The 24,379-nt window shown below is 60.9% G+C and carries 23 protein-coding genes; 17 read left to right on the top strand and 6 right to left on the bottom strand.

The window, feature by feature from the left end; genetic code table 11:
• Positions 1-230: 230 nt before the first annotated feature.
• Positions 231-1,115: a protease HtpX gene (gene htpX / locus WFM45_RS06255; protein WP_004931482.1), complete on the bottom strand. Its 885-nt coding sequence runs from the start codon at positions 1,113-1,115 to the stop codon at positions 231-233.
• Positions 1,116-1,484: 369 nt separating this feature from the next.
• Between htpX and WFM45_RS06250 the strand changes: the two genes are divergently transcribed.
• Genes WFM45_RS06250 through WFM45_RS06225 form a run of 6 tightly spaced genes read left to right on the top strand, consistent with a single transcriptional unit; the run spans position 1,485 to position 7,328 of the window.
• Positions 1,485-2,576 carry an ABC transporter substrate-binding protein gene (locus tag WFM45_RS06250; protein ID WP_033633231.1) on the top strand — a complete coding sequence of 364 codons (1,092 nt, stop codon included), beginning with the start codon at positions 1,485-1,487 and terminating at the stop codon, positions 2,574-2,576.
• Between the two features lie 2 nt (positions 2,577-2,578).
• Positions 2,579-3,619 (top strand): FecCD family ABC transporter permease, encoded by a 1,041-nt coding sequence (locus WFM45_RS06245; RefSeq protein WP_085058641.1) that lies wholly within the window; start codon positions 2,579-2,581, stop codon positions 3,617-3,619.
• Complete coding sequence (locus WFM45_RS06240) at positions 3,616-4,401, top strand: ABC transporter ATP-binding protein (RefSeq protein ID WP_336954914.1); 786 nt, start codon at positions 3,616-3,618, stop codon at positions 4,399-4,401. The genes WFM45_RS06245 and WFM45_RS06240 overlap by 4 nt, the downstream gene beginning before the upstream one ends.
• Complete coding sequence (locus WFM45_RS06235; RefSeq protein WP_004931490.1) at positions 4,389-5,186, top strand: nicotianamine synthase family protein; 798 nt, start codon at positions 4,389-4,391, stop codon at positions 5,184-5,186. Before WFM45_RS06240 ends, WFM45_RS06235 begins: the two co-directional genes overlap by 13 nt.
• On the top strand, positions 5,179-6,486 hold the full coding sequence (locus tag WFM45_RS06230) for an opine metallophore biosynthesis dehydrogenase (protein ID WP_336954913.1): 1,308 nt from the start codon (positions 5,179-5,181) through the stop codon (positions 6,484-6,486). The genes WFM45_RS06235 and WFM45_RS06230 overlap by 8 nt, the downstream gene beginning before the upstream one ends.
• On the top strand, positions 6,483-7,328 hold the full coding sequence (locus tag WFM45_RS06225) for a DMT family transporter (protein WP_004931494.1): 846 nt from the start codon (positions 6,483-6,485) through the stop codon (positions 7,326-7,328). Before WFM45_RS06230 ends, WFM45_RS06225 begins: the two co-directional genes overlap by 4 nt.
• A gap of 67 nt (positions 7,329-7,395) precedes the next feature.
• On the opposite strand, the gene prc is transcribed toward WFM45_RS06225, so the two are convergent.
• The 3 genes from prc to WFM45_RS06210 all read right to left on the bottom strand — a co-directional run bounded on the left by prc (position 7,396) and on the right by WFM45_RS06210 (position 10,768).
• The gene (gene prc / locus WFM45_RS06220) at positions 7,396-9,444 is read right to left on the bottom strand and encodes a carboxy terminal-processing peptidase (RefSeq protein ID WP_021505504.1); all 2,049 of its coding nucleotides are present in this window, start codon (positions 9,442-9,444) and stop codon (positions 7,396-7,398) included.
• A gap of 19 nt (positions 9,445-9,463) precedes the next feature.
• Complete coding sequence (proQ, locus tag WFM45_RS06215; RefSeq protein WP_004931497.1) at positions 9,464-10,174, bottom strand: RNA chaperone ProQ; 711 nt, start codon at positions 10,172-10,174, stop codon at positions 9,464-9,466.
• 96 nt (positions 10,175-10,270) lie between these two features.
• Positions 10,271-10,768: a GAF domain-containing protein gene (locus WFM45_RS06210; RefSeq protein WP_033633237.1), complete on the bottom strand. Its 498-nt coding sequence runs from the start codon at positions 10,766-10,768 to the stop codon at positions 10,271-10,273.
• 255 nt (positions 10,769-11,023) lie between these two features.
• Between WFM45_RS06210 and yebS the strand changes: the two genes are divergently transcribed.
• The 10 genes from yebS (at position 11,024) to WFM45_RS06160 (ending at position 22,888) form a co-directional block, all read left to right on the top strand.
• Positions 11,024-12,271, top strand: coding sequence for a membrane integrity lipid transport subunit YebS (yebS, locus tag WFM45_RS06205; RefSeq protein WP_336954912.1), 1,248 nt, complete (start codon positions 11,024-11,026; stop codon positions 12,269-12,271).
• Complete coding sequence (locus tag WFM45_RS06200) at positions 12,240-14,870, top strand: PqiB family protein (protein ID WP_260953730.1); 2,631 nt, start codon at positions 12,240-12,242, stop codon at positions 14,868-14,870. The genes yebS and WFM45_RS06200 overlap by 32 nt, the downstream gene beginning before the upstream one ends.
• A gap of 102 nt (positions 14,871-14,972) precedes the next feature.
• Positions 14,973-16,409, top strand: coding sequence for a 16S rRNA (cytosine(1407)-C(5))-methyltransferase RsmF (gene rsmF, locus WFM45_RS06195; RefSeq protein ID WP_085336998.1), 1,437 nt, complete (start codon positions 14,973-14,975; stop codon positions 16,407-16,409).
• A 274-nt stretch (positions 16,410-16,683) separates the two neighbouring features.
• Entirely contained in the window at positions 16,684-17,223 is a 540-nt protein-coding gene (locus WFM45_RS06190; RefSeq protein ID WP_015377665.1) for a Csu type fimbrial protein, read from the top strand.
• Positions 17,224-17,225: 2 nt separating this feature from the next.
• Positions 17,226-17,729: a Csu type fimbrial protein gene (locus WFM45_RS06185; protein ID WP_033633239.1), complete on the top strand. Its 504-nt coding sequence runs from the start codon at positions 17,226-17,228 to the stop codon at positions 17,727-17,729.
• Positions 17,730-17,734: 5 nt separating this feature from the next.
• Positions 17,735-18,283: a Csu type fimbrial protein gene (locus tag WFM45_RS06180; protein WP_162895228.1), complete on the top strand. Its 549-nt coding sequence runs from the start codon at positions 17,735-17,737 to the stop codon at positions 18,281-18,283.
• 24 nt (positions 18,284-18,307) lie between these two features.
• Positions 18,308-19,072 (top strand): fimbrial biogenesis chaperone, encoded by a 765-nt coding sequence (locus WFM45_RS06175; RefSeq protein ID WP_118892102.1) that lies wholly within the window; start codon positions 18,308-18,310, stop codon positions 19,070-19,072.
• A 67-nt stretch (positions 19,073-19,139) separates the two neighbouring features.
• A complete protein-coding gene (locus WFM45_RS06170) occupies positions 19,140-21,560 on the top strand; it encodes a fimbria/pilus outer membrane usher protein (RefSeq protein ID WP_336955696.1) in 2,421 nt (806 codons plus the stop codon).
• A gap of 20 nt (positions 21,561-21,580) precedes the next feature.
• Complete coding sequence (locus WFM45_RS06165) at positions 21,581-22,513, top strand: Csu type fimbrial protein (protein WP_021505510.1); 933 nt, start codon at positions 21,581-21,583, stop codon at positions 22,511-22,513.
• Between the two features lie 135 nt (positions 22,514-22,648).
• Positions 22,649-22,888 (top strand): DUF1480 family protein, encoded by a 240-nt coding sequence (locus WFM45_RS06160; protein ID WP_336954911.1) that lies wholly within the window; start codon positions 22,649-22,651, stop codon positions 22,886-22,888.
• Between the two features lie 55 nt (positions 22,889-22,943).
• Here WFM45_RS06160 and WFM45_RS06155 read toward each other — a convergent pair whose 3' ends face one another.
• Both WFM45_RS06155 and WFM45_RS06150 read right to left on the bottom strand, forming a co-directional pair.
• Positions 22,944-23,543 carry a C39 family peptidase gene (locus tag WFM45_RS06155; protein ID WP_021505511.1) on the bottom strand — a complete coding sequence of 200 codons (600 nt, stop codon included), beginning with the start codon at positions 23,541-23,543 and terminating at the stop codon, positions 22,944-22,946.
• Positions 23,544-23,547: 4 nt separating this feature from the next.
• Positions 23,548-23,940 (bottom strand): ASCH domain-containing protein, encoded by a 393-nt coding sequence (locus tag WFM45_RS06150; RefSeq protein ID WP_004931522.1) that lies wholly within the window; start codon positions 23,938-23,940, stop codon positions 23,548-23,550.
• A 339-nt stretch (positions 23,941-24,279) separates the two neighbouring features.
• On the opposite strand from WFM45_RS06150, the gene yniD reads away from it, so the two are divergent.
• A complete protein-coding gene (gene yniD, locus WFM45_RS06145) occupies positions 24,280-24,372 on the top strand; it encodes a small membrane protein YniD (RefSeq protein WP_021505513.1) in 93 nt (30 codons plus the stop codon).
• Positions 24,373-24,379 lie beyond the last annotated feature (7 nt).

Below are 24,379 nucleotides of genomic sequence, written 5' to 3'. Positions count from 1 at the left end.
AGCCAAACAGCCGGTCGTCACTCAGCCAGGATGCGGCTTACCCTCTTTCATGGTCGTCTCGCTCCGCGGCGGTAAACGCACAGAGAGGCCGACAGACGTTATTCGAAGGCGGGCTTTATGGCCTCGGGGGGTTCTTGCACCGCGTTAACCCCCGTCGACGCTGAAAAAGCGGTTCAGGCATGCCATAAAAAAACCCCGGCAAGCCGGGGTTTTTCATTTCATTCAGCCGATTACTTCAGGTACTGGCCGGTACGCAGCGCTTCGATACGCTTGTCGAGCGGCGGGTGCGACATGAACAGCTCGCTGAACGACTTGGATTTACCATTAATGCAGAACGCCATCATGCTGCCCGCTTCCTGCGGTTCATAGCTGGTTTTCAGACGCTGCAAGGCGGCGATCATCTTCTCGCGGCCCACCAGTTTGGCGGAGCCGGCGTCGGCATAGAACTCGCGGTGACGCGAGAACCACATGGTGATGATGCTCGCCAGGATGCCGAACACCAGTTCCAGCACCATCGACACGGCGAAGTAAATCATCGGGTTGCCGTTGCCTTCCCCTTCGCCATCACCGTCGCGGTTGCCGAGGAAACCGGCAGCGACCTGCGCAATGAGGCGCGAAATGAAGATGACGAAGGTGTTCACGATGCCCTGAATCAGGGTCATGGTCACCATATCGCCATTGGCGACGTGGCTGATTTCGTGCGCGATGACCGCTTCCGCTTCGTCACGGCTCATGCTCTGCAGCAGGCCGGTGCTGACGGCGACCAGCGAGGCGTCGCGGCGTGCGCCGGTGGCGAAGGCGTTGATGTCCGGCGCGTGGTAGATAGCGACCTGCGGCATGGCGATGCCCGCCTGCTGCGACTGACGGCGCACCGTTTCCAGCAGCCAGTTTTCGGTTTCGTTACGCGGTTGTTCAATCACTTCCCCGCCGACGGAGCGCAGCGCCATCCACTTGGACATCAGCAACGACACGAAAGCGCCGCCGAAGCCGAACAGACCGGCCATGATCATCAGGCCCTGAACGCTACTGGATTGGATTCCTGTCAGGCTGAGCACCAGCCCGAAAACCAACATCACCGCCAGGTTGGTGAGCAGGAACAGAGCTATACGCATCATAAAATGTTTACTTCCTCATAAATGTTAACAAAACGCTGTCCAAGATACCCTAGATCGTATGGGCATTCGTCACAGTTTCAAGAGTCGCGCGCCATTAACCTACTAAAAATACGAAACTTTACAAAAACGACGCGCGACCGGGATTTGGCAAATTGTAAACGATTGTTGCGCAAGGCGGAGGGATTTTGCAGAAAAATTTCTTTGCCCGCACGCCATGACAACGAGAACCGTTATCCTCACGCTTTATAGGCCAATATCCGCTCGGCGCGCTTCATCATGCCCCGCCTGATCCAGCGGCGACGAAAGTTTGAATTTCGCGATTAATTGTTACATTATAACATCACAATTAATCGTAAAGGGATGTCAATCATGTTATCGCGTATCGTCTGGATGCTGGCGACGTGGCTGCTTTTCTGCCAGGTCGCGCACGCGGAAATTCACCTCACCGACGTTGAAGGACGCCAGGTTACCCTGGCCGCCCCCGCACAGCGCGCCTATATCGGCTTTTACTACGAAGATTTTCTGGCGGTGAACGGCCCGGAGAGTTATCAACAGGTCGTCGCCTTCTCCAAAAGCGACTGGGCGTTGCGCGCCAGCCAATGGGCGCGCTATCAGGCGGCGCTGCCACGGCTCGCTCAACTGGTCGATGTCGGTTCGCTCTATAACCAGAGCTTCGATTTTGAACGCCTGCTGACCACGCGGCCAGATCTGCTGATCCTGGCGAAGTGGCAGCTCGACGGCTTCGCCAACTTCCTGCCGGTGCTGCAACGGCTCAACATTCCTTACATCGTCGTCGACTTCAATCAGGGCGTTGAAGTCAAGCTCGCCAGCATCCGGTTGATGGGCCAGGCGATGGGCCACGCCGAGCGAGCGGAACGGCTGGCCGACGAATATCGCCAAAGCCTCGAGGATACCCGGCGGCGCATCCGCCAGGCGCAGCTGCCGCCGCCGGTCACCTACATTGAGCTGGGGGACAAGGGCCCCGGCGAGTACGGCAGCAGCTATGGCGCATCGATCTGGGGGCCGCTGCTGCAGCTGGCCGGCGCCGACAATATCGCCGCCGGCGTCGTCGGCAGCCCTTCCCCCTTGCGCGCCGACTATGTCCTGACCCAACGGCCCGAGGTGATTTTTCTCGCCGGTGGCGACTGGGAAAACATGCCGAACGCCGTGCCGATGGGCTACGGCACGCAGGCAGCCCCCCTACAGACGCGCCTGACGCAATACGCCCGGCGGGCGGGATGGCCGCAGCTGCCGGCGGTAAAAAATCAGCGTCTTTATGCGCTTTACCATGGCGGCGCGCGCACGATATACGACTTTATTTTTGTCCAGTATCTGGCGAAAGCGCTCTATCCCGCCGCGTTTGCCGATGTTGATCCCGCGCGCAATCTGGCGCAGTTCTACCATCAATATTTGCCGATAGAGGCGGACGGCGTCTTCTTGCAACGCTGGCAAGGAGAATAACCGTGGCCCACACAGGACGTGCGTTTTTGCGACGGCGCAGGCTGCGCCGCGGGCTATTGACGCTGGCGCTGCTCGGCGCGCTGCTGGCGGCGACCGCCATCGACCTCACCGTCGGCGCCGCGCAACTTGGCCTCACGGATATCGTGCGGATGCTTTGGCCCGGCTCTGCGCCCGGCAACGAGCTGCATCAGGCGGTTTTCTGGTCGATTCGCTTGCCGATGACGCTCACCGCCCTGGTGGTCGGCGCCAGCCTGGCGCTGGCGGGCCTGCTGATGCAGACCGTGCTGGCCAATCCCCTCGCCAGCCCCTATACGCTGGGGATCTCTGCCGCGGCGGGGTTCGGCGCGGCGCTGGCGATCCTCACCGGCTTCAGCCTGGGCGGCGCGTTGGCGCTGGGCACGCCGCTGCTGGCTTCGCTGATGGCGTTGCTCGCCTGCGTGCCTGTCTATCTGCTGGGACAACGCCGCGGCATGACGCCGCAAATATTGGTGTTGAGCGGCATCGTGGTGCTGTTTTTCTTTCAGTCGCTGCAATCGCTGCTGCTGTTTCTGGCCTCACCGGAAGCCATGCAGCAAATTGTCTTTTGGCTGTTCGGCAGCCTGCTCAAAGCCAATATGCACGGTGTGGCGATCACCGGCGTCGTGTTGCTGTGCGCGCTGTTCGTCAGTCTGCGGCTCGCCTGGCGGCTGACGGCGCTGTCCGCCGGCGAAGAGCAGGCCCAGGGGCTGGGCATCAATGTCAGCGCCTTGCGCAAGCTGGCCTTTCTGCTGGCGACCTTGCTGACGGCCGCCTCGGTCTCGTTTGTCGGCACCATCGGGTTCGTCGGGCTGATCGCCCCGCATTTCGCCCGCTTTCTGGTGGGTGAGGATCAGCGCTACCTGATCTGCATTTCCGCCCTCTGCGGCAGCCTGCTGCTGCTGTGCGCCTCGATCGTCGCCAAGCTGGTGATGCCGAACGGCGTGGTGCCCATCGGCATCGTTATCGCCCTGATCGGCGTACCGGTGCTGTTTTACTTCGTCACTCGACAGGTTAAACGCCCATGACTCAACTGACCCTCACCCGCGTCGGCGTCTCGCTGCATCGCCGCTCGCTATTGGCAGACGTTTCATTGAGCTGGCCGGAGGCGCAGCTCGGCGGCATCATCGGCCCCAACGGCGCCGGCAAATCGACGCTGCTCAAAGCGATTAACCGCATGGTGCCATGCAGCGGCGAGATCGCTTACCGCGAACGCCCTTTCGATCCGAAAACCAGCCGTATCGCCTATGTGCCGCAGCTTAATCGCTGCGATTCGGCATTGACCGCTTTTGACATGGTGCTGCTGGGCAAGGTACGCCAGTTGAGCTGGCGCGTCAGCGCCGCCCAGGCCGATGCGGTCGAGCAGGCGCTTACGGAATGCGGCATTTCCGCGCTCGCCGATCGCCCCTTCAACCGTCTCAGCGGCGGGCAGCGGCAGTTGGTGATGCTGGCTCAGGCCTTCGTCTCTCAGCCGCAGATCATTTTGCTCGACGAACCCACCAGCGCGCTGGATATCCACCACCAGCTGCGCGTGCTCAATCAGATCGCCGACTATGGCCGGCGCCACCGCTGCATCACGCTGCTGGTGATCCACGATCTGGGATTGGCGCTGCGCTATTGCCACTCACTCACGCTGCTCGCGCACGGACGCGTCGTTTGCCACGGCGATACCCATCAGATGATGGGACATCCGATGGTGTCTCGCGTATTTGGCGTCAGCATCGAAAACGGCGTCAGCCCGCAGGGCTACCCCTATCTGCTGCCGACACAGCTGTTACACGCACACGGAGAATCCCCATGTACACTCTGACCAAGGCGGACATGCTGGCGCAACTCGCCGGCTTGCAACAGGAAATTCACCAGCTACACCGCTCCGCCCGGCAAGATCGGCGCCATTTTTCCCTGCTGGAACGCCGTTTCAGCCGCCTGCAAGCCTTTAACGACGAACCACAGCTGCAGGCCTACCGTCGAAAACTGGAAAACGACCGTTTGATAACGGCGCAGATCGCCCAACTGCGGGCGACAGCCAACGCCGCGTTGTGCGACTACGAGAAACATCGCGTCTCGGCGCTGTGCCGGGAACCGGCGCAAACCAACGCCTACCTGAACAGTTTCGACCGCGCGCTGCAGCTGGAGATCGCGGCCGCCGACATTAAACCCGGCGAACGGGTGCTGCTGGTGGGCAGCGGCGCATTGCCCACCACGGCGCTGGCGCTGGTCGCCAGGCTCTCCGCCACCGTCATTTGCTACGATTGCGATCCGGCGGCCCAGCGTTTTGCCCGCCGGCTCACGCGCCACCTGGGGCTGGTGCAGCAGATGCCCTGCATCGACAAGCTGAACGGCCTGACGCGCAACGATATCGATCACATCATCATCGCCTCTCTGGTGGCGGACAAGCAGGGTTTGCTGAAGGCGCTGCGGCCTTTGCTGCCCCAGTGCGGCAAATTGCTGGTGCGCTATGGCAATGGCCTCAAGTCGATCTTCAACTGCCCTTACCACCACCAGGCCGCCGGCTCGCCCTGGCGCGTCAGCGGTAAACCGCTCGCCACCCCGCTGTACGATCTGTTGATTTTGGAGCCCCACCGCCATGAATAATGCCTTTCCCACCCTGATCCTCGGCGCCGGCCCGGCGGCGATCCAACTGGCTGCGGACATCAAGGCCGCGGCCAATGCGCGCATCGGCCTGTACAACCGCCCCAGCGAAAAAGGGCGCCGCCTGAAGCAACATCTGGCGCACACGCCCAGCCTATGGCTGACGGGCGCCGGTAAGGCGCAGCGCACCCAAGACGATGCGCAGGTGACGATTGATCGCTATTGCGATGATCTGTCACTGGTCGGCGGCGACTGGCGCAGACTGATCCTTGCCGTCCCCGCCGATCAATACCATGACGTGCTGCAACAGGTGCCATGGGCGGCGTTGCCCCAACTGCGCTCACTGATCCTGCTCTCTCCCTCCATCGGCTCCGGCCTGATGGCGCAAAGCCTGCTGCAGGACGCCGGGCAATCCCACGTCGAGGTCATCAGCCTGTCGAGCTACTACGCCGACACCAAGTACCAGAGCGCCGAACAGCCTTACCGCGCCTACACCAAGGCGTTCAAGCAGCGGATTTATCTGGCCGGCGCAGGCGCAAGGTCAGACTGCGCCGAACTCGACTGGCTTTGCTCGCTGCTGGCGCGTCACGGCATTGACGCCCAACGCTGCAACAGCCTGCTCGCCGCCGAGCGCTTCAGCATCACCAATTATGTTCATCCTCCGCTGGCGCTGGCCGAAACCACGCTGCAGGCGATATTCCAGCCGCAGGCGCCGATCCAGTACCTGTATAAAACCCACCCCGAGGGCCCCATCTGTCCCGAGGCGATCGCCGACATGCTGGCGCTCTCGCAGGATTACCAGCAGTTGCTCAACCGGCTCGGCATCGAGGCCATTAACCTGCTGCGCTTTTTGAATGACGACAACTACCCGGTTCCGCCCCGCATGGTGAGCCGCCGCTGGATTGACCAATTCCCGCAGCTCGCGCCGACAGAGCAATGCTATGCGCTGTTTACGCGTTATACCGCGCTGCTGGTCGATCCCTATTCCGAGCCGGACGCGCAGGGCCGCTACTATGATTTTTCCGCCGTCAGAGTCGCCCGCGTCTTCCAGGATGCCCAGGGGCGCTGGCGCCTGCCGCGCGTGCCGCAAGAGGACGTGCGCAAACTGCGCGTCCTGGTCTTGCTGGCGCAGCGGCTTGACGTCGAGATGCCCGCCGCCCAGCGTCTGTTGGCGCGCTTTCAGCAGGCGCTGCAGCGCTTCGTCACCCGGAACGGCGCCGAGCATTGCCATCGTTCGTTGCTGGACGATACCTGCGACGAGCAGGCGGACATCATTTACCGACAATGGCGGAGGCAAGCATGAATCAGGGTGCCTTACTGGCCATTTTTGCCTCGTTGATTTTCAGCGTCATGAACGCGCTGGTTAAAACCATCTCCGACGCTATTCCCACCGGTGAAATCGTGTTTTTTCGCAGCAGCATCGGCTGTCTGCTGGTTCTGCTGCTGATGTACCGCCACCGCATCGCCTTCAGCCGCGTAGACCGGCCGCTGCTGGTGTTGCGCGGCACCATGGGCGGGCTGTATCTCATTTGTTATTTTTACAGCATCGCCCATCTGACGCTGGCCGACGCCAGCATGCTGGCCTATCTGTCGCCGTTTTTCTCCATTTTGCTCTCCTTGCTGGTGCTGCGTGAACGGGTCAACGCCAATACCGCGTTTTGGCTGGCGATGGTCATCATCGGCGCCGTGCTGCTGGTGCGGCCGTGGCACTTCTCGGCCTATACCCTGGCGTCGCTGGTCGGCGTGATGAGCGCGGTGTTCGCCTCGATCGCCTATCTGTCGGTCAACAAACTCAGCAAGCGCCACCACAACTACGAGATCGTGTTCTACTTCCTGTTCATCGCAACGCTGATCTCGCTGCCGCTGATGTGGAACGCGTTCGTTTGGCCCAACGCCTATCAGTTCGCCATTCTGCTCGCCATCGCCCTGGTGTCGCTGTTGGGGCAGGTCGTCTTAACCCAGGCCTTCTCTTCCGATAACCTGATCGTGGTCTCGGTGGTGCGCTATATCGGCATCGTGTTCAACATCGCCTGGGGTTGGCTGTTCTGGCATGAGATCCCGCTGCTGCTGTCGCTGTTCGGCTGTCTGCTGGTGGTGGTTTCCTGCATTCAGCTCGGGCTGCGTCACCGCAAGAAACCGGCTTAAGCCGGGCTTGCCGCAACCATAAAAAAACGCACCCGAGGGTGCGTTTTTCATCCTGCCAGACGCGGCCTTACTTAGCCGGCGTTGGCTGCTGAGCGGGCTGATCCTTTTCCAGATGAGCCAGGTCCAGCGCGATATGCACGGTTTCATCCAGGTACGGATCCGGCTCCTGGTAATCCTTCGGCAGATCGTCGAGCGATTTCAGCGGCTTCTTACCCGCGCGCTCCAGACGCTCGTTGATGCGTTTCAGACGGGTCGCATCGTCATCGTGGTTCTCTTTCTCGCGCACCGCCAGATTGAGGGACACGATATTGCGTTTATCCTTCAGCGCCTTGTAATGCGCGATATCCTGCGCGATGTACTGGAACTCCGGATTCTGCGCGATGCGCTGCTGGTGATCTTTCAGCAGTTCCGGCTCGAACGGCGTCATATCGCCGGTCTTGCTGTAGGTCGCCGCATTGATGCTGTCCCACGGCATGGCGTTGTCTTCAAACGCTTCGCCGGTTTCCGCCGGATCGACGCCGGTCGGCATCAGAATATCCGGCGTCACGCCCTTGCGCTGGGTGCTGCCGCCGTTGACGCGGTAGAACTTCTGAATGGTGTACTGCACCGAACCGAGCGCCGGCCACTCAGGGCGCAGCATCTGGTCGTAGATGCGGTTCAGCGAACGGTACTGCTGCACGGTGCCTTTACCGAAGGTCGGTTCGCCGACGATCAGCGCGCGGCCGTAATCCTGCATCGCCGCCGCGAAGATCTCGGAGGCGGAGGCGCTGAAGCGATCGACCAGCACCACCAGCGGGCCTTTGTAGTAGGTCACGCCGTCGGTGTCGGCGTCTTCGCGCACTTTGCCGTTGTTGTCACGCACCTGCACCACCGGGCCGCTCGGAATGAACAGGCCGGACAGCGAGACCGCTTCAGTCAGCGCGCCGCCGCCGTTGGTGCGCAGATCGATGATCACGCTCTTGACGTTCTGCTTGGCCATCTTCTGCAGCTGCACTTTCACGTCATCGGTCAAGCCGACGTAGAAGCCAGGGATGTCGAACACCGCCACCTTCTCTTTGCCGACGGTCTTGATGGTCATTTTCACCGCGCGGTCTTCCAGGCGGATACGCTCGCGGGTCAAGGTGACCACGCGGGTTTTGGTGCCCTTGCCGGCCGGCAGGATCTCCAGGCGCACCTTGCTGCCCTTCGGCCCTTTGATCAGCGACACCACGTCGTCCAGACGCCAGCCGATCACGTCCACCATCGGTTTGCCGGCCTGGCCGACGCCGACGATGCGATCGCCTACGGTGATCGCCTTGCTCTTCGCCGCCGGGCCGCCCGGCACCATCGAGTTGATCAGGGTGTAGTCATCATCCATCTGCAGCACCGCGCCGATGCCTTCCAGCGACAGGCTCATCTCGGTGTTGAACTGCTCGGTATTGCGCGGAGACAGATAGTTGGTATGCGGATCGATTTCATGCGCAAAGGCATTCATCGCCAGCTGGAAGACGTCTTCGCTGTTGCTTTGCGTCAGGCGCTTGATGGCGAACTGATAGCGTTTGGTCAGCGTGTCGTGGATTTCTTTGTCGGTCTTGCCGGTCAACTTGAGGTTCAGCTCGTCATAGGTGACTTTCGCATCCCACAGGCTATCCAGCTCGGCCTTGTCTTTCGGCCACGGCGCTTTGCTGCGGTCGAGATCGATAGTGCCGTTGCCGGTGAAGTTCATCGGCTTGTCCAGCAACGACAACGCATAGGTATAACGCTCGAAACGGCGTTTCTGCGCCAGATTGAACAGCGCGTAGAAGGTGTCCAGCTTGCCGGTTTTCAGCTCTTCGCCAACCTGATTGCGTTTGCCGGCGAACTGCGCCACGTCGGAGGCCAGCAACACGTTATGGTTGTAGTCCAGCATGTTCAGGTAGCGATCGAAGATCTTGCCTGAAAATTCCGCATCGAGGGCGAACTGGCGGTAATGAGAGCGAGTGAAGCGCGAGGTAACGCGCTCACTCACCGTAGCGTGCTGGGGTTCCTGTTGCAGTTGGGGCAGTTGGCCGATGCGGATGTTGGCTGTTTCCGCGCCGTAACTGACACCCGCCCACAGCAGCCCTGCAATCGCTGTTAATCTGACGAATTTGTTCATGCCTGGGTTGGCCTCCGTATCAGAACTGCAAGTGTTCTGCGCGCACAATCATCGCCAGACCGGAAGAGAGCTGCACACGTACGCCATCTTTAGCGATTTCGAGTACGGTAGCATCCATCGCGCTCTTGCCTGCTCTGACTTTGATTTCCTGGCCAATTTGCAGTTTAGAGATATCCGTGACTGGCGCATAACGCGGCTGGCTTTCCTCTTTGGCTGCACGAGGTTGGCGAGCGGGCTGTGGGCGAGTTTGTGGGCGCGGCTTGCGGTTTTCCGGCGCGGCTCCGCCTTCGCGACGTGCAGCGGGCTTTTTACCGGCTGGACGCGGACGGCGTGGCGCAGCATCGGCGGATTCACCGGCGGCTTCACGTTTTTTGGCGTTTTGTTCGGCACGCTGTGCCTGAACGCGCGCTTTGGCTTCTTCAAGCTGCTGGCGAGCATGATCGACATGCTGCTGTTCCAGTTCACCGCACGGATTGCCGTCCAGATCGACGCGCTGCGCGCCGACTTTAACGCCGTACAGATAACGCCAGCTTGAGGTGTACAGGCGCAGGGCAGAACGCAATTGCGTTTTGCTGAGATTCTCTTCCCCCTGCACGCGCTCTACCAAATCCTGAAAAATACCGATTTTCAGCGGACGAGCTTCGCCTTCGGCGCTAAAGCAGAGCGGAAAACGCTCGGCAAGAAAAGCAATGACTTCTTTACTAGAGTTCAACTTAGGTTGATTTTCCATGAAATTTCCTGATTACAACGGTATTGCCAACAAGCCACAGGCATGAACAGGCGTCATTATAATGACGCCATCGGTAATTGCCACGTTAACCGTCGATCAACTTGCCGCCACAGTCACATATTTCGCACTGTCGCACTGTTCCAGTTGCTCACAAAGCCCCGCCACCACTGCTTTCAGGCCCGCTTCGTCCCGTTCGTCGAAGCGTTGATAAACCGTGCTATCGATGTCCAAAACGCCGATCGCTCGGCCGCCAACCGCCAGCGGCAGCACGATTTCCGCGTTGCTGGCCGCATCGCAGGCGATATGGCCCGGGAACGCATGCACGTCGCCGACGCGCTGCACGCGATTTTCCGCCACCGCCGTGCCGCACACGCCCTTGCCCACCGGGATGCGCACGCAGGCGATCTTGCCCTGGAACGGCCCCAGCACCAGCTGAGCGCCATCCATCAGATAGAAACCGACCCAGTTCACGTCATCCAGACGCTCGTTGAGCAAGGCGCTGGCGTTGGACAGCGCCGCGATAAAGTTGGTCTCCCCGCCGAGCAACGCGCTCAGATCACGTTTTAATTCCGCGTAGAATTGTTCTTTTGTCATGTGATAACCATTGAAACAGTGAAGATGGCCAGAAGCCCAAAGCTTAGGCCCTATAAAATAAGCATTAAATGCGTATAGCCACAAGGTTAATCATCTGTTGCTTCACAAAACCCCGTCGCTCGGGGTATGTTTGCCGCTCAGAATCCCGGTTTACCTCGTTTTACCGTCCGGCGCCCGATCGCCGGTGACGCGGCCGGTTTATTTTTCAGCTACGCTGACAGTTCCGGCGGGCTCAAGGGCAGCTACTTGTCAAAAATGAAAATACACGCGATCACCGCCCCCCTTTCCAAAGCGCGCCACCAACGCTGCTGCGAGTGCGATCTGCTGTTCATGCTGCCGCCGCTCAGCGGCAATCAGGCCGCTTATTGCCCGCGCTGCAACGCCAAGGTGGTGCATGGCCGCGACTGGTCGATGACGCGTCTGACCGCCATGGCGATCACCATGCTGCTGCTGATGCCGTTCGCCTTCACCGAACCGCTGATCAGCATCCGCCTGCTCGGCACGCGCATCGACGCCAGTTTGCTGGAGGGCATCTGGCAGATGAGCCGCCAGGGCGATCCGCTCACCGCCAGCATGGTGGCGTTTTGCACCATCGGCGCCCCGCTGACGCTGGCGCTGTCGCTGCTGTATCTGCGCTTCGGCCACGCGCTCGGCATGAACCTGCGCCCGGTGCTGCTGATGCTGGAGCGGCTCAAAGAGTGGGTGATGCTGGACATTTATCTGATCGGCATGGCGGTGGCGGCGATCAAGGTGCAGGATTACGCCGACATCCAGGCGGGCAGCGCGCTGATCGCCTACCTGTCGCTCACCCTGCTCAGCATCCTGACGCTGATCCACGCTAACCTGGAGCAGCTGTGGGAGCGTTACTATCCGCAGGAACAGCCGGAAGGCCCGCCGGCGGCGCTGCATATTTGCCTGTCCTGCCACTATACCGGTTACCCTGACGCGCGCGGCCGCTGCCCGCGCTGCCATGTGCCGATGTGCCACCGCCAGCCCTACAGCCTGCAGAAAACCTGGGCGGCGCTGATCGCGGCGATGATCCTGCTGATACCGGCCAACCTGCTGCCGATTTCCATCATTTACGCCAACGGCGTGCGGATGGAAGACACCATCTTCTCCGGCGTGGTCTCACTGGCCACCTCCGGCAATGTGCCGATCGCCGCCATCGTGTTCATCGCCAGCGTGCTGGTGCCTTTTACCAAGGTGATCGTGCTGGTCACGCTGTTGCTGAGCATCCACCTCAAAACCTCGCACAGCCTGAAGACACGCATTCGTCTGCTGCGTCTGGTCACCTGGATCGGCCGCTGGTCGATGCTCGATCTGTTCGTTATCGCCTTGATGATGTCGCTGGTAAACCGCGACCAGCTGTTATCTTTTACTATGGGACCGGCCGCGTTTTACTTTGGCTCGGCGGTCATTTTGACTATTCTTGCCGTTGAGTGGCTCGATAGCCGATTGATTTGGGATGCACATGCAACAGGAAACGCCGACTACACCGACTGAAGCGCGGGTCAAGAACAAACGCCGCATTTCACCGTTCTGGTTACTGCCGTTCATCGCCCTGCTGATCGCCGGGTGGCTGGTCTATAACAATGTCCAGGAACGCGGCACCACCGTCACCATCGATTTCCAATCGGCGGCGGGCATCGTCGCCGGCCGCACGCCAGTGCGCTACCAGGGCGTTGAGGTCGGCACGGTGCAAAAAATCAGTCTGAGCAAAGATCTGCGCAGCATCGTGGTGGAGGCCAGTATCAAAAGCGATCTGGAAGACTCGCTGCGCGAAGGCACCCAGTTCTGGCTGGTGACGCCCAAGGCCTCGCTGGCCGGGGTATCCGGGCTCGATGCGCTGGTCGGCGGCAACTATATCGGCATGATGCCCGGCAGCGGCAAGGAGCAAACCCACTTCACCGCGCTCGATACCCAGCCGAAGTACCGCCTGAACACCGGCGAGCTGATGATTCACCTGCACGCCGACGACCTGGGTTCGCTCAACAGCGGCTCGCTGGTCTATTACCGTAAAATCCCGGTCGGCAAGGTGTATGACTACACCATCAGCGAAGGCAACAAGGGCGTGACCATCGACGTGCTGATCGACCGCCGCTTCGCCAACCTGGTGAAGAGCAACAGCCGCTTCTGGAACGTTTCCGGCTTCAAGGGCGATTTCAGCCTGTCCGGTGCCACGGTGCAGATGGAGAGCCTGGCGGCGCTGGTCAACGGCGCCATTGCCTTCGATTCTCCTGCCGATGGCCAGCAGGCCAAGGGCGATCAGAGCTATACCCTTTACCCGGACCTGGCCCACAGCCAGCGCGGCGTCAATATTCTGCTGGATCTGCCGAGCGGCAACAATTTGAGTGAAAACCGCACGCCGCTGATGTACCAGGGGCTGCAGGTCGGCACCCTGACCAAACTGACGTTGCAACAGGACAGCAAAGTGGTCGGTGAACTGACCATCGATCCTTCGGTGGTCGATCTGATGCGCAGCGGCACCCGCATCGTGATGCGCAGCCCGCGCATCAGCCTCAACGACGCCAAGCTTAGCCAGTTGCTGACCGGCACCACGCTGGAGCTGGTACCGGGCGAAGGCGAGCCGCAGCAACGCTTCAACGTGCTGGACAGCAGCGAAACGCTGTTGCAACAGCCGGGCGTGTTGACCGTCACGCTGACGGCGCCGCAAAGCTACGGCATCGACGTCGGGCAGCCGCTGGTGGTGCACGGCGTGAAAGTCGGCCAAATCCTGAGCCGCACGCTGACCGCCGGCGGCGTGGTATTCACCGCCGCCATCGATGCGCAGTACCGCGGCCTGCTGCACAAAGACAGTAAATTCGTGGTCAACAGCCGCCTCGACGTCAAGCTGGGCATCGACGGCATGGAAGTGCTTGGCGCCAGCGCCCAGGAGTGGGTAGACGGCGGCGTGCGCATTATTCCCGGCAGCAAGGGGGAACCTGGCGGCCAATACCCGCTGTACGCCAACAGCGAAAAAGCCGAGGAAGGCATCGTCGGCAACGCCCCCGCCACCACCCTGACCCTCAGCGCTACCAGCCTGCCGGACGTGCAGGCCGGCTCAGTGGTGCTGTATCGTAAATTCCAGGTGGGCGAGATCGTCAATGTTCGGCCGAAGGCCAACGAGTTTGAGGTGGATGTCTACATCAGCCCGGAATACCGCAAGCTGCTGACGCGCGAAAGCATCTTCTGGGCCGAAGGCGGCGCCAAGGTGCAGCTCAACGGCAGCGGCCTGACGGTGCAGGCTTCGCCGCTCAACCGCGCGCTGAAAGGCGCCATCAGCTTCGATAATCTACAGGGCGTGACGCTGAACAAAGGCGCCAACCGCGTGCTGTACGCCAGCGAAACCGCCGCCCGCGCGGTGGGCAGCCAAATCACGCTGAAAACCTACGACGCCAGCAAGCTGTCGGCGGGTATGCCGCTGCGCTACCTCGGCATCGACGTCGGCCAGGTGGAGTCGCTGCAGCTGGCGCCGGAGCGCAACGAAGTGTTGGCCAAGGCGGTGCTGTATCCGGAATATGTGCAGACCTTCGCGCGCCTCGGCAGCCGCTTCTCGATCGTCTCGCCGGAGATCTCCGCCGCCGGCGTCAGCAACCTCGATACCCTGCTCCAGCCTTATATCAACGTGGAGCCGGGGCGCGGCCGCGAGCTGCGCACCTTCGAGCTGCAGCAGGCCAGCATCACCGACTCGCGCTATCTGGACGGCCTGAGCGTGGTGCTCGACGCCGCCGAAACCGGCTCGCTGCAGATCGGCACGCCGGTGCTGTTCCGCGGCGTGGAGGTCGGCACCATCACCGGTTTCTACCTTGGCGCCATGTCCGACCGGGTGCACGTCGCGCTGCGCATCAGCAAGAAGTATCAGCATCTGGTGCGCAACAACAGCGTGTTCTGGCTGGCGTCGGGTTACAACCTGCAGTTCGGCCTGACCGGCGGCGTGATCAAGAGCGGCACCTTCCAGCAGTTCATCCGCGGCGGTATCGCCTTCGCCACCCCGCCGACTATTCCGCTGGCGCCGAAAGCGACGCCGAACAAGCACTTCCTGCTGAATCCGGAAGAGCCGAAGGACTGGAAAACCTGGGGCACCGCCATTCCGCGCGATTAACTTTCGCGTTTCCCTCAGGGCCCGGCAATGCCGGGCCCTGTTTTTTTCCGCTTTGTGATAAACTCTCGCCCTTGTCTTTATTGCACCCTGAGAGTTCGCCCCGTGGCCAAATCCACCGCCGTTTTTCTGCCCCCCGCTTTCCTTGACGCCACCCGCGCCATCATGCCCGCCGAGCTGGCGATGGAAGATTTTATCGCCGCCTGTCAGCGCCCGCTGCGCCGCAGTCTGCGCGTCAACACGCTGAAAATCAGCGTCGCCGACTTCCTGGTGCTGGTGCAGGATTACGACTGGCGACTGGAGCCCATTCCCTGGTGCGCGGAAGGGTTCTGGATCGAACGCGACGATGAAGAGCTGCGATTAGGCAGCGCCGCCGAACACCTGAGCGGTCTGTTCTACATTCAGGAGGCCAGTTCGATGTTGCCGGTCAGCGCGCTGTTCGCCGGCGACGCGGCGCCGAATCGCGTGCTGGACGTGGCGGCGGCGCCGGGATCCAAAACCACCCAGATCGCCGCGTTGATGGGCAACCAGGGCGGCATCGTCGCCAACGAATACTCCGCCAGCCGGGTGAAAGTGCTGCACGCCAATATCAGCCGCTGCGGCGTGAAGAACACCGCGCTGACCCACTTCGACGGCCGGGTGTTCGGCGCCGCGCTGCCGGAGAGCTTCGACGCCATTCTGCTCGATGCCCCCTGCTCCGGCGAAGGCGTGGTACGCAAGGATCCGGACGCCATGAGCAACTGGTCGCCGGAAAGCGTGACCGAAATCGCCGCCACCCAACGCGAGCTGATCGACAGCGCGTTCCATGCGCTGGCGCCAGGCGGCGTGATGGTTTACTCCACCTGTACCCTCAATGCGCAGGAAAATCAGCAGGTGGTGCGTTGGCTGCTGGACACCTACGGCGACGCGGTCAGCATCGAGCCGCTGGGTGAGCTGTTCCCCGGTGCTGACAAGGCATTGACCGCCGAAGGTTTTCTGCACGTCTTCCCGCAGATTTACGACAGCGAAGGTTTTTTCGTCGCCCGTCTGCGCAAACAGCGCGCCGTGGCGCCGTTGCCGAAACCGACCTATAAAGTCGGTAAGTTTCCGTTCAGCCCACTGTCCGGCAAAGAGGCGGCGCTGGTCGCCCAAGCCGCCGCCGCATCCGGCTTAACCTGGGGCGATGACAGCCGGCTGTGGGAGCGCGATAAGGAAATCTGGCTGTTCCCGGCCGAGCTGGAGCCGCTGTTCGGCAAGGTGCGCTTCTCGCGCATCGGTCTCAAGCTGGCGGAGCGTTTCCCGAAAGGTTTCCGTTGGCAGCACGAAGCGGCGATCGCCCTCGCGGGCGCCGGCGGCAAACAGCATTTCGAGCTGGACGCCGCGCTGGCCCAGGAGTGGTATCACGGCCGCGATCTCTACCCTGAGCAGCCACCGGCGGGCGACGAGTGCATCGTCACCTATCAGGGGCAACCTCTGGGCATCGCCAAACGCATTGGCAGCCGTATCAAGAATAACCTGCCGCGCGAGCTGGTGCGGGATGGCGCCCTGGATTTCCACCTGTAAACAATACCGCGCCGGGGAATGAAACTCCCCGGCGATAAAATAACGCTAATAATATTCCCATCGCCGTTCGTTATTATTCTAATCATTTCACTTTATCGGTATACCTCGTCTGAAAGCCCCGCCAGCCGGGGAATGAGAATAAAAAGTTTCTCGTTTTCATCAAGACAATTCCCGATTCTTATTCTATTAATTAAAGTGCAGCTAAATGAATACGTTCAACCCACCTCTGGGTGGCGTCTTTGCGGGCTTTCTCTCATACGGCAAGGAATATAAGATGAAAAAAACTCTGATGGCATTGACCTCGGTAGCAACCCTGCTGTGCGCCAACGGCGCGGCTAACGCAGCAGGCACCATTCAAGGCACGTTAGGCGTGACGCTGACCATCGGCGCCGGTTGCGTCGTGGGAGGCGGCAACAGCAGTGGTTCCGTCAACGACTTCGGCTCCATCAGCTTCGGCACTTACTCTTCACTGGCCAACATCATCGACGCCAGCGCCACCGGCGCAGGGGGGGCCGGTACGCTGTCATTGACCTGCACCACCGGCACAGACTACACGGTGGCGCTGGACAACGGGCTCCACGTCACTTCAGGCACCCAACGCCGCATGGCCAGCACGGCAGGCGCATTCATCAGTTATAACCTGTACCAGGATGCCGCACGCACCACCGCCTGGGGCAGCGGCGCCAACGCGCGGACCGGCACCGGCACCGGCGCCGCTGTTCCGCTGATCGTCTATGGCCGCGTACCGGCGGCCGGATCTACCCCGGCGGCGGACACCTATAACGACACCGTCACGATGACGGTCACCTGGTAACGGTGCGGCGCGCGCTTTGCTGCTGCGGATTATGGGCGTGCAGCCTGTTGGCGCAGGCCGACAGTAAAACCGCGACCCTCGGCGTCAGCGCGACCTTGCTCAGCGCCTGTGAGGCCGGCAGCAGCTCAGGTGGCAACGTCAGCTTCGGCACGCTGAATTTCGGCACGCTGTATTTTCTCAGCACCGCAACCAGCGTCGCCGGGCAGCAAAACGCCGGCGCCATTCGGGTGAAATGCACCAACGGCACCAGCTACAGCGTTCTGCTTGGCGGCGGGCAAAGCGGCAATACCGCTGCCCGCTACCTGCAAAGCGCGGCAGGCCAACGGGTGAATTACAACCTGTACACCAACGCCGCCCACAGCACCATTTGGGATAATCTGACGGGCGTGTCACAAACCGCCAACGGTACGGACAACTGGCTGCCGGTCTATGGCATGATCCCGGCGCAGTCCACACCCCCGACAGGCAGCTACACCGATACGGTACAGGTCACGATCAATTGGTAATGACGATGCGCGCTTCCATTTGCGGTTTGCTGTTCTGCCTGCCGCTTTTCCCGGCCCAAAGCGATACCGGCGTCAACGATTTGACCAAAAGCCAGCCGTTCACCGTCAATGCAACCGTGGTAAAAGGCTGCGTATTGGGCAGCGGCGTCAGTGACGTGACCACCTTCGGCACCCTGAACTTCGGCCAGTTGTCCTCGCTGAGCAACGCAGTCAGCATCGTCTCCAGCAGCGGTGCCGGTTCGGTGCTGTTTCGCTGCAACCCGGGGCTGAGCGTTACGCTGGCCCTCGGCGTCGGCAATCACGTGACCGGATCCATCGCCGGCGGCAGAAAATTACAAAATGCCGTCACGTCGGAAACGCTGCTGTATCAACTTTATCAAGACAGCAACTACGCCACCCTTTGGGGAGATGGCGCCAACGGCGGCGCGGCGCAGACCGTCGCCGCCACTGGCAGCACGCAAGAAATCAAAGTTTACGCCCGTCTGTTTTCGACCAGTACCCTGCCCACCAGTGGCGTTTACAGCGATACGGTCTTGTTGACGGTCACTTATTAAGTTTTTTGCAATAAGGATTGAGTTATGCGCATACCCTTCCGACTGCCGTTAACGGCAGCCTTGCTCCTGGCAAGCCAACAGCACGCCCTGGCCGCGGCTTCCATTCTCATTTGGCCGATCGATCCGGTGATTGAAGATCAACAGCAGGCCACCGCGCTGTGGCTGGAAAATCGCGACAGCAAACCGGTCTATATGCAAATTCGCGTGCTGGGTTGGCAGCAAACCGCCGGCAAAGACGATTACAGCAACCAAAGCGACGTGATCGCCAGCCCGCCGGTGGCGTCGATCGCGCCAGGCAAACGCCAACTGATACGCCTGATCAAACAGTCGGCCCCGGCGGCGGGACAGGAGCGCGCCTACCGCATTTTGGTCGATGAAGTGCCGGTGAAAGAACCCGCGTCGAGCGCCGCTCCCGGCGGCGCGGAGATGGGGCTGAAATTCCAGATGCGCTACTCGGTGCCGCTGTTCGTCAGCGGCAAAGGCATTTGGACCAAACAGGACAGCGAAAAACCGCGCGATTACGCGACCGCCAGCCAACCCCAGCTCAGCTATCGTCTACAGCAGCAAAGCAGCGAACGCTGGCTGGAGGTGCGAAACCAAGGCGCAGTGCATGCCCGTATCTCGAAAGTGACGCTGCAAGGCCGCAGCCTGAATCCCGGCCTGATGGGATACGTGCTGCCCGGTTCACAGATGCGCTTCGCCTTGCCGCCCGCAGGTGCTTTCGGCAGCGGCAAGCTGATGGCCACGGTCAATGACAACAAACAGCCCGTAGCCATTCCGTCTTATTGAGGCCCAGGTGCAGCCGACAGGGAGGCTATCGACGCGGCGCTTCAGCCTTAAGCCGCTGGCGTTTGCCATGCTGAGCATGGCGGCCGGCGGCTGGCTGCCGTTTGCGCTCGGCGACGATCTGCCGCCGCCGCCCAGCGCCGTCAGCATGCCGGACACCACGCTGTATCTGGAGCCGGTCGTCAACGGGCGCCAAACCGGCAACGTCGTGCCGGTCAACTACCGCGGCGGCCATTACTACATGACACCCCAACAACTGCTCGACGCCGGGCTGCCGGTAGCGGATAAACAGGCGAAAGAAATCGCCGTCGATCGGCTGGAGAAGGTGGATGTCAGCTACAGCGGCGAGAGCCAGCAGTTGCTGATCAACGTGCCCAACGACTGGTTGCCACAGCAAACCATCGGCGCCCGTTCACCGTTGCAGCGCTTGCCGGCGCAAAGCAGCCTCGGTTTGCTGTTCAACTACGACATCTACGCCAGCCAAAGCAACGGCAATGGCCGGCCGGGCTACCTGTCGGCGTGGAGCGAACAGCGCCTGTTCGACGGGTTCGGCGTCGTCGCCAACACCGGCATCTACCGCAGCGGGTTTAACGGCGGGCCAAACGACGATGGCGGCCGCTATATTCGGTACGACAGCTACTGGCGTTTCAACGATGATCAACGGATGCTGAGTGTGATCGCCGGTGACCTTACCACCGGCTCGCTCCCCTGGAGCAGCGCCGTGCGCATCGGCGGCTTGCAATTGGCGCGCAATTTCGCGGTGCGCCCGGATCTTATCACCTACCCGTTGCCGCAGTTTTCCGGCCAGGCGGCATTGCCCAGCAGCGTCGATTTATACATCAACAGCTATAAAAACAGCACCACCAACATTAATCCCGGCCCGTTTACCCTCAACAGCGTGCCCTACATCAACGGCGCGGGTCAGGCCACCGTCGTCACCACCGACGCCCTCGGCCGCCAGGTCAGCACCACGGTACCGTTCTACGTGGCCAGCAACCTGCTGCAGACCGGCATGAGCGATTTCAGCATTTCCACCGGCTTGCTGCGACGCAACTACGGGTTGAATTCTGCCGATTACGGGCAATGGGTAGGCAGCGCCAGTTTACGTTACGGCGTCACTGATTGGTTAACCCTGGAAGGGCGCGCCGAAGGCGCAGCCGAGTTGGCGGTCGGCGGCGGCGGCGCCGACATTCGCGTCGGACAATGGGGGGTTCTCAACGCGTCCTACAGCGTCAGCCAGGCCGGCGACGACGCGTTTAACGGCGGCCGGCCGATACCATCCCCCACCTATTATGACCCGCTGACCGGCAGGCCGTTGCAGCAGCCAGATCCTCAGCCCGTCTATCGCTACACCGGCAACCACGGCGATCAAAGCAGCTTTGGCTACACCTACAGCAACCCACGTTTCAGCCTCAACGCGCAACGCATCCTGCGCAGCGCCGATTTTGGCGACATTTCCGTGTATAAAAGCGACTACCGTCTGAGCCGTCGCACCGATCAGTTGACCGGCAGCGTCAGCCTGGGCCGGCTAGACAGCCTCGGCGCCGGTTATTTTGACGTTCGCGACGCCATCGCTCAACGGACCCGCCTGGTGAACCTGTCCTACAGTGTGTCGCTTTGGCGCAACAGCAGCCTGTACGCCTCCCTCAACCGGGAAATCGGCAGCAGCGGTTACAGCGCCCAACTGCAGCTCTCCATTCCGTTTGACAGCTGGGGCACAGCCAGCCTCAGCGCCGCGCGCGACAACAATAACCGCTGGAGCGAACGCGTCAGCTACAGCCGCGCCGCGCCGACCGATGGCGGTTTCGGCTGGAATCTGGCCTACGCCAATAACCCGAGCGGCGGCGATTACCGCCAGGCGGATCTGACCTGGCGAACCCGCAGACTCGAAGCCCGAGCGGGCGTATACGGTACCCGCGATGAAACCAACCACTGGGGCGAAATCAGCGGTTCGCTGGTGGCGATGAACGGCGGCGTATACGCCACCAACACCATCAACGATGCCTTTGCGCTGGTGTCCACGCAAGGATACGCCGACATTCCGGTGAGCTATGAGAACCAGCCGATCGGCAAGACCGATGCCCAGGGCTATTTACTGGTGCCGACCGTCACCTCTTACTACCATGCGAAATTCCAGATTGATCCGCTTAGCCTGCCCGCCGACGTTGCGCTGCCGACGGTGGAAAAAACCGTCGCCATTCGCGATCACAGCGGTTTTCTGGTTGAGTTCCCCATCCAACCCATCTCCGCCGCCGACGTCGAACTGGTTGACGAGCAAGGCAAACCGCTGGCCAACGGCAGCCAGGTGGCGGTGGTTGGCGGCAATCAGCAAAGCTATGTCGGTTGGGACGGCATGACCTATATCGACCCGGTGCAACAACACAATCGTCTGAGCGTGATCCCGGCCGACGGCGGCCCGCCGTGTCAGGCGGAATTCAGTCTGGCGAAGCCTCAGGGCATCCAGCGCGTCGGCCCGGTTGTCTGCCGCTAATTCAACGACGGAGAGTCACTATGTTTCGGGGATTGAAAGCCTTATTGCTAACCCTCTCGCTGCTGCTCTGTCAGCGCGCATTCGCCGACTGCGCCACCACCAACGGCACCGTCACCTTACCGGGAAGCAGCTCTTTCGTGGTCTACAACGGGCAGATTAACGCCCAGGGCACTGCCGGCCTCAACTGCACCGGGCTCGGGCTCAGTTTGCTGTCGCAAAACACTGTCACGGTCAAGATCGCCTCCACCACCAACAATATGGCGGTTGCCAACACCGACGGTTCAGGCGATAAAATCGCTTACCTGATCTACCCCGACGCCAACTACCAATATCCTTACAGCATCGGCCAAACCATCGACTACAGCTCGCTCAACCTGCTGTCGCTGATCCTGATTTCCTCCAACGTCAACTTTCCGCTGTATATCAAAACCACCGCCGGCGCCAACGTGCGCGCAGGAACCTATACCGACAGCATCAACCTGATCTGGAATTACCATATTTGCGGTCTGGGCGTGCTCGGCCTGTGCGTTTGGTGGGACGGCGTCGATAAACCCAGCACGGTCAGCGTCAGCGTCACCATCACCAAAGATTGCCTGATCGGCACCGCGCCCAACGTCAATTTCGGCAGCATGGCGTTGGTCGGGCAGTTCAATCCTGTCAATCAGAGCATCACCCTGACCTGCACCAAAACCGAGGGATACAACACCTATTTCACCAACGGCAATAACCCGGTCACCGGTTGGCGGCGCATGAAAAGCGGCACCAGCAATTTCATGCAGTACCAGATTTACTTGCCTAATACGACGACCGTTTGGGATAGCACCAACAAACAGAGCGGCGCCGGCACCGGGCTGGCGCAAAGCATCCCGTATAAGGCGGCGGTCAATGCGGCGCAGACGGAAGTGGCGGTTGGCAGCTATCAAGACACGCTCAGTTTTGTGGTGGAGTACTAGGCGTTGTGTTTTGCCGGCGTGGAAATTGTTTCCAAAATGTAATTTTTATGTGGCATTTTTTGCTCATTTGGCTATGCTCTTACCGATGACCAAACTGGTCTAACCTCCTACCACACCATTGAGCAAGGAGTTCCCATGAGCAAAACCGTCGTAAAAATTGGCAGCTTCGAGGTCGATGACGCGCATCTTCAGGCCGGCGCCGACCGTGCCGGCACCCTGAGCATTCCCTGCAAGTCCGATCCGGATCTGTGCATGCAGCTGGACGGCTGGGATGAACACACCAGCATCCCGGCGATCCTCGACGGCAAACAGTCGCTGCTGTACAAGCAACACTACGATCGGCAGGCGGACGCCTGGGTGATGCGGCTGGCATGATAGTGCATCAAAACGGCTGACAACGCGCTGTTTTCATCGGAAACAGCGCGTTTTTTTATGCGATGGCGATGCCGCGGCCGGCAAAGAAAGGGGCGAAGCGGCTGAGCGGCAGGCATACCCGCTCGCGCGTCGCCGGGCTGTCGCCCGAAGGGTTGTGGAAGGTCACGCTTTGCGCATCGGCGGCGGTGATCAGCACCAGATGCCCGCCCCTGTGCGGCGGCGTGCTCTCCGGCCGGCGAATGGCGGGATGCACCGAAGCGATAAAGTAGCGGCATTCGCTAAGCAGCGCCGGCACGTCGGCAGCGTCCAGCCCCACCTTCACCTCCGCTTGCAGCGCGAACTGCTCGCGCACGTACTCGACGAACGGCGCGTAAATCAGGCCCTTTATCCGTTCACCCTCGCGCACATAGGCGCCGTAGGGCAGGCTGCGGCGCGCCAGTTCCAACAGCGGCGGCGTTTCGCCGTCGCGATGGCCCAGCACCATTTTCAGGCAGGCCATGCCGCACACGTGGTTGGCCCACTCGATGTACTCTGCCCGATCGCGGGCGCCGCTGCGCGCCCAATTTTCGTCTTGTGCCAGCGTCGCGCGGCCGGCTATCAGATCGGCGGCCAACTCCGGGCTCGCCCACTGGCACTCGTAGGGAACGGCGCGCATAAGATTAGAATTTGTCGACGACTTTGAAATTCATCAACACCAGCGTCATGTCCGGCGAGAACAGATCGTACTCTTCGAAGAAGCGCTGCAGCTCTTTGCGCCAATGCGCCAGCGAGCGATCGCCCTCGCCTTCGGCAAAGGCGTGCGCTTCATCGACCTGATCGTAAGTTTTCATTTCCACCGCGGTCAGCTCGACCGCGCAGACCGGCTCCCCCTTGCCGTCCACCACCAGGAACAGATCGCCGGCCTGCGGGATCCCCTCGCCGTCCAGGTTGGAACAGGTGGCCGTTTTGGTGCCATTGAGGATCAATTGCACCACTTCATCGGCCTGCTGCTCGGTATCGCCGAATGCCCAACGCTCAAGGTGTTCGTATTTCTGTGGAATTGCCGTCGCCATGATTATACCTTTTGGAAAAATGCCTCAATGCAGACAGGATAGTACAACGTATTGCCGGCCGTCTGCATCCGTCGCAGGCGCGACTGCGCGTTCCGCCACCGCCACCTTTACGCGTTTTTACCGTTCTTCGCTGTGCCTGTCGCGCTGCGGGGGGCATACTGTGAACATTATTCACCCAATGGCGTCCGCCAGGCGGTAACATGCGGCAAAATGACATCGATGCTGACGATACGTTCAGCGACTTACTCAACGGCGTCGCGTTAGTGACGCTTTTCCTCATCCTCCTCGCCGGCGGGTGGTATTTCAGCTAAAAGGGAGGACAGCGTGGCAACAAAACGCATGGGCAACAAGCTCGGTAAAATGGTGGTGGTGCTGCTGCTGATCTGCCTGGCGCTGCTGCTGTTGCGTTGGGCGGCGATCGCCTTCGGTTGATCCCGCG

This window comes from Serratia sp. KG1D (genome assembly GCF_037150675.1).
Taxonomy (GTDB): domain Bacteria; phylum Pseudomonadota; class Gammaproteobacteria; order Enterobacterales; family Enterobacteriaceae; genus Serratia; species Serratia nematodiphila.
The sequence above is the reverse complement of the archived record's forward strand: the minus strand, read 5'-3'. Positions and strand labels throughout refer to the sequence as shown.

Excerpts from the sequence above, each read along its gene's own strand:
- WFM45_RS06235 (WP_004931490.1), top strand. The coding sequence starts at position 4,389 with ATGTACACTCTGACCAAGGCGGACATGCTGGCGCAACTCGCCGGCTTG.
- WFM45_RS06170 (WP_336955696.1), top strand. The coding sequence starts at position 19,140 with ATGCTGAGCATGGCGGCCGGCGGCTGGCTGCCGTTTGCGCTCGGCGAC.
- WFM45_RS06200 (WP_260953730.1), top strand. The coding sequence starts at position 12,240 with ATGCAACAGGAAACGCCGACTACACCGACTGAAGCGCGGGTCAAGAAC.
- htpX (WP_004931482.1), bottom strand. The coding sequence starts at position 1,115 with ATGATGCGTATAGCTCTGTTCCTGCTCACCAACCTGGCGGTGATGTTG.
- WFM45_RS06210 (WP_033633237.1), bottom strand. The coding sequence starts at position 10,768 with ATGACAAAAGAACAATTCTACGCGGAATTAAAACGTGATCTGAGCGCG.
- prc (WP_021505504.1), bottom strand. The coding sequence starts at position 9,444 with ATGAACAAATTCGTCAGATTAACAGCGATTGCAGGGCTGCTGTGGGCG.
- WFM45_RS06180 (WP_162895228.1), top strand. The coding sequence starts at position 17,735 with ATGCGCGCTTCCATTTGCGGTTTGCTGTTCTGCCTGCCGCTTTTCCCG.
- WFM45_RS06160 (WP_336954911.1), top strand. The coding sequence starts at position 22,649 with ATGAGCAAAACCGTCGTAAAAATTGGCAGCTTCGAGGTCGATGACGCG.
- WFM45_RS06240 (WP_336954914.1), top strand. The coding sequence starts at position 3,616 with ATGACTCAACTGACCCTCACCCGCGTCGGCGTCTCGCTGCATCGCCGC.
- WFM45_RS06250 (WP_033633231.1), top strand. The coding sequence starts at position 1,485 with ATGTTATCGCGTATCGTCTGGATGCTGGCGACGTGGCTGCTTTTCTGC.
- WFM45_RS06190 (WP_015377665.1), top strand. The coding sequence starts at position 16,684 with ATGAAAAAAACTCTGATGGCATTGACCTCGGTAGCAACCCTGCTGTGC.
- WFM45_RS06230 (WP_336954913.1), top strand. The coding sequence starts at position 5,179 with ATGAATAATGCCTTTCCCACCCTGATCCTCGGCGCCGGCCCGGCGGCG.
- WFM45_RS06175 (WP_118892102.1), top strand. The coding sequence starts at position 18,308 with ATGCGCATACCCTTCCGACTGCCGTTAACGGCAGCCTTGCTCCTGGCA.
- yebS (WP_336954912.1), top strand. The coding sequence starts at position 11,024 with ATGAAAATACACGCGATCACCGCCCCCCTTTCCAAAGCGCGCCACCAA.
- WFM45_RS06150 (WP_004931522.1), bottom strand. The coding sequence starts at position 23,940 with ATGGCGACGGCAATTCCACAGAAATACGAACACCTTGAGCGTTGGGCA.
- yniD (WP_021505513.1), top strand. The coding sequence starts at position 24,280 with ATGGGCAACAAGCTCGGTAAAATGGTGGTGGTGCTGCTGCTGATCTGC.
- WFM45_RS06165 (WP_021505510.1), top strand. The coding sequence starts at position 21,581 with ATGTTTCGGGGATTGAAAGCCTTATTGCTAACCCTCTCGCTGCTGCTC.
- WFM45_RS06155 (WP_021505511.1), bottom strand. The coding sequence starts at position 23,543 with ATGCGCGCCGTTCCCTACGAGTGCCAGTGGGCGAGCCCGGAGTTGGCC.
- WFM45_RS06225 (WP_004931494.1), top strand. The coding sequence starts at position 6,483 with ATGAATCAGGGTGCCTTACTGGCCATTTTTGCCTCGTTGATTTTCAGC.
- proQ (WP_004931497.1), bottom strand. The coding sequence starts at position 10,174 with ATGGAAAATCAACCTAAGTTGAACTCTAGTAAAGAAGTCATTGCTTTT.